The organism is Polynucleobacter sp. AP-Latsch-80-C2, from assembly GCF_018882185.1.
Lineage (GTDB): Bacteria > Pseudomonadota > Gammaproteobacteria > Burkholderiales > Burkholderiaceae > Polynucleobacter.
In genome coordinates this window covers 1-3,959 of sequence record NZ_JACVOY010000023.1, presented here as the reverse complement: position 1 = coordinate 3,959, position 3,959 = coordinate 1, and the positions used below count along the sequence as shown (strand labels likewise).

The window sequence follows — 3,959 nt, the reverse complement described above, 5'->3', positions numbered from 1 at the left end:
CAGTTTGGCTAAGGTGTTGATAGGTCATGGCTACTTTGACTTGCAGGTCTAGAAGCTTTGGATACTAAAACATCCTTAGCCTCCTTAACTAGTTGTTCAAAGTTGCACTTCGTAGTTGAATCCACCTGATTTTTTAGTCGAAGATTTCTCAAAAACTATCTCATAAACCCAAGTCACTATGTGACCCAAGCCTCACCAATCTCAGTATTTCTGGGTCTGGTTTTCCATAAATTAAGACTAAATCCGGCTTGATGTGACAGCCTCTAAAATCCTTCCATTGACCAATTAATGGGTGGTCAAAGCAACGCACCGGAAGATCAACATCGGCTATTAATAACTCAATAATTTGCACTAAAGAGCTATCAAGTTCAGCTCTATATCTACCCTTCTTTTGTAACTTGTAATCCCGCTTAAATTGAGTTGTTCGCTCAATTCTTCGCATTCAAATCCCTCATCAAGGCCTTGGTTGAGCCAAATGACTTAAGCTGCCTATCCCGGGCTTCTCGCATGGCAGAAATTGTTTTTGCGTTAGGGACCAAGGGTTCAAATGGCAGTGATTTTTCTTTGGCAATCCGAACCATCATCATTCTTAATGCATCCGATACAGTAAGCCCCATAGCCTCTAGCACTAGCGTTGCTTCATTCTTAATGTCTTCATCTATACGCGCTCTTACTACTGCATTTGCAGCCATTTTTCTTCTCCTTCATGAATTAATGCGCTTATCTTCTGTAGCTACATTGTAGCTACATATGAATTATCAAGCAAGCGCACTTCACATACTCTTAAGAAGGATAAAATTGCTTATGAACTCAACTGTTAGCACCCCGATTTCCTTTGATTACCCACAGCAAAATGCTGCTGGTGCAACTTGCACTGCCCAAGCTTGGGCAAAGACTCCACTTTTCTTATCCGGTCCTGATAAAGCATCTGTAATTGCTCGTATTAAGCAGTTATTAGTGGAAAAAGATGCTGCACTGATTGCTCACTACTATGTAGATGGCGACATTCAGGATCTCGCTTTGGAGACTGGTGGCTTTGTAGCTGATTCTTTAGAAATGGCCCGTTTTGGTAAGAACCACCCTGCCAAGAATTTGGTCGTAGCTGGGGTCCGCTTCATGGGCGAGACTGCCAAGATTCTAAGCCCCGAGAAGCGCATCTTTATGCCCGACCTGGAGGCTACTTGCTCTTTAGATCTTGGTTGTGACGCTACTGAATTTGCCGCTTTTCGTGCCTTACATCCTGATCGCGAGGTCGTTGTTTACGCCAATACCAGCGCTGCAGTTAAAGCCCAAGCTGACTGGATGGTAACTAGCTCTTGTGCTCTTGCTATCGTTCACCAGCTCAAAGTGGAGGACAAAAAGATCCTTTGGGCACCTGATCGCCATCTGGGTCGTTATATCCAGGAACAAACGGGTGCCGATATGTTGCTTTGGAATGGCGCCTGCATTGTGCATGATGAATTTAAAGCGGTCGAGCTAGAAATGCTCAAAGCCGCCCACCCGAATGCCATGATCTTGGTGCACCCTGAATCGCCCCAAGCGGTAGTGGATTTGGCTGATGTCGTAGGTTCCACCTCGGCCATGATTAAGGCAGTGGTTGAGGGTTCTGCCACTGAATACATCGTTGCTACCGATAAGGGCATCTTGCATCGCATGCGTCAATTGGCACCCAATAAGGTACTCATTGAAGCCCCTACTGCTGGCAACAGCGCCACCTGCAAGAGCTGCGCTCATTGCCCTTGGATGGCCATGAATGGCTTGCAAGGCATCTTAGATTGTCTTGAGAATGCCTCTGGTGAAATCTTCGTTCCAGAACCTACTCGCTCTGATGCGCTAGTTTGTATTGAGCGCATGCTGGACTTTACCAAGAATCATCCTGATCTATTAGCTAAAGCACAACATGGCTTTGTGAAGAATATTGGCGCAGCATAATTTGTCTTTGTCCTTGTCTTTCTTTTACTTTTTTTGTTTATTGCATTTTTTGATTGATTTTCATGTTTGAATACAACGAAACCTTAGAGCAAGCCCGTCAACGCAATATTGCTGATGCGCTTATGGAAGACATCGGTACTGGCGACTGGACTTCCATGTTGGTGCCCAGCAAACCTGTTAAGGCACAGTTGCTTGTGCGTCAATCTGCCGTTCTATGTGGCGTCGATTGGTTTGAAGGTACTCTGAAGAAACTCGATCCTTCTGCCAAAGTCACATGGCACTATATTGAGGGTGACTTGATGAAGCCCGATACGAAGGTTTGCGATATCGAAGCCGATTCTCGTGCATTACTATCCGCTGAGCGCCCTTGTATTAACTTCTTACAAACACTTTCTTGGACAGCATCTATTGCTCGTGATCACGTCGATGCGATTGCTGGAGTCAGTCCCAACCCGAATGGTTGCGCTGTTTTAGATACTCGCAAGACTATCCCTGGACTGCGCCAGGCACAAAAGTATGCCGTTCGTGTTGGCGGAGGTCAAAACCAACGCCTTGCCTTGTGGCATGGCATTTTGATTAAAGAAAATCATATTGCTGCGGCTGGTGGTGTCGCTGCCGCCATTAAAGCAGCTCAAGCCCTAAACTCTGGGGTGGATATTCAGGTAGAGGTTGAGAATATGGCTGAATTGGCCCAAGCCATTGAAGCTGGTGCTAAAAGCATTTTGATTGATAACTTCATCACCGATCAAATGCGTGAGGCTGTCGCTTTTACTGCTGGACGTGCGCTTTTAGAGGCCTCCGGTGGGATTGATTTAGAGCAGATGCGCGCCATTGCTGCTACAGGCGTTGATCGCATCTCTCTGGGTAAGTTGACCAAGGACATTCATGCGGTGGACTTTTCCATGCGGATTTTGTAATTCTTCAACAGTCATCACTTGAGAATCCCACACCACCTCTGATCTCATTGCTTGATTGATAAATCTTCAGTCGCTACAATATTTACTTACTGTACAAAGCTAAAAATAGCTTTACACCCCTAGCTGCACAAACCCAAGCTCCGCCGTCTTTAAATTCCCAAAAATACCAATGGGAATCACTTGAGCGATAATGTATAAAATTTGATACAATTGATGAAAATAACAGAAAAGCCGATTGAATGGAGAGGGTCAACCCTGAGGGACATTAAAGATGAAAAGATCTTTTCTTTAGAGGCTCGTAAGGAAGCGGGTCACCAACTAAGTCTAATTCAGATTGGCCTTGATCCTGACGACTGGAAACCCTTCGAGGAGATTGGAGCGGGATCAAAAGAAATACGCATCAGCCTTGACCATGGTTGGTATCGAGTAATTTATTTAGCAAAGTTTCAAGAAGCCATTTATGTATTGCATTGCTTTAAAAAGAAGTCTCGCGTTACTAGCAGGCAAGATAAGGGCATAGCAATCAGCAGATATAAGGAAGTAATAGCAGAAAGGATGAACAAATGAAACGTACAAATAAAGCTGCACACATCACCCCCGTAGGTGGAAATATTTTCTTAGACCTTGGATTTTCCCAAAAAGAAGCTACTACCCTCCAAGCAAGATCCAAAAAAATTATCTCTGAAAAAATCGCCATCAAAGAATCCCTAATGACCGAACTATCCCTGTGGATTGATGAAAGACAACTCAAACAACATGATGCCGCCATCATCCTTGGAGTAAGTCGTCCGAGGGTTTCGGATGTTGTTCATAAAAAAACAGTCAAGTTCACTATAGATGCTCTTGTGGATATGCTTGCTAGAACCGGCAAACATGTTGAACTTGCAGTTCGTTAAAAAAGCCCTCAAGTATTAGTGAGGTCGCAAAATATTGGGCGGGATATTGTTACGAAAGGTTTTGGTAAATAAGTACTTAATAAAATTAGGTGGATTCAACTACGAAGTGCAACTTTGAACAACTAGTTAAGGAGGCTAAGGATGTTTTAGTATCCAAAGCTTCTAGACCTGCAAGTCAAAGTAGCCATGACCTATCAACACCTTAGCCAAACTG

6 protein-coding genes are annotated in these 3,959 nt (G+C 44.2%); 4 read left to right on the top strand and 2 right to left on the bottom strand.

Annotated elements, in window-relative coordinates; genetic code table 11:
- Positions 1-160: 160 nt before the first annotated feature.
- Both ICN47_RS12655 and ICN47_RS12650 read right to left on the bottom strand, forming a co-directional pair.
- Positions 161-442: a type II toxin-antitoxin system YafQ family toxin gene (locus tag ICN47_RS12655; RefSeq protein WP_216220267.1), complete on the bottom strand. Its 282-nt coding sequence runs from the start codon at positions 440-442 to the stop codon at positions 161-163.
- Positions 429-692, bottom strand: a complete 264-nt coding sequence (locus ICN47_RS12650) for a type II toxin-antitoxin system RelB/DinJ family antitoxin (protein WP_216220266.1) — start codon at positions 690-692, stop codon at positions 429-431. The genes ICN47_RS12655 and ICN47_RS12650 overlap by 14 nt, the downstream gene beginning before the upstream one ends.
- Before the next feature lie 112 nt (positions 693-804).
- Here ICN47_RS12650 and nadA point away from each other — a divergent pair, with 112 nt between their 5' ends.
- The 4 genes from nadA to ICN47_RS12630 all read left to right on the top strand — a co-directional run bounded on the left by nadA (position 805) and on the right by ICN47_RS12630 (position 3,745).
- Entirely contained in the window at positions 805-1,932 is a 1,128-nt protein-coding gene (gene nadA / locus ICN47_RS12645) for a quinolinate synthase NadA (RefSeq protein WP_216220265.1), read from the top strand.
- Between the two features lie 62 nt (positions 1,933-1,994).
- Complete coding sequence (gene nadC / locus ICN47_RS12640) at positions 1,995-2,849, top strand: carboxylating nicotinate-nucleotide diphosphorylase (RefSeq protein WP_216220264.1); 855 nt, start codon at positions 1,995-1,997, stop codon at positions 2,847-2,849.
- A gap of 213 nt (positions 2,850-3,062) precedes the next feature.
- Positions 3,063-3,416, top strand: coding sequence for a type II toxin-antitoxin system RelE/ParE family toxin (locus tag ICN47_RS12635; protein WP_216220263.1), 354 nt, complete (start codon positions 3,063-3,065; stop codon positions 3,414-3,416).
- A complete protein-coding gene (locus tag ICN47_RS12630; RefSeq protein ID WP_216220262.1) occupies positions 3,413-3,745 on the top strand; it encodes a helix-turn-helix domain-containing protein in 333 nt (110 codons plus the stop codon). The genes ICN47_RS12635 and ICN47_RS12630 overlap by 4 nt, the downstream gene beginning before the upstream one ends.
- Positions 3,746-3,959: the final 214 nt, after the last annotated feature.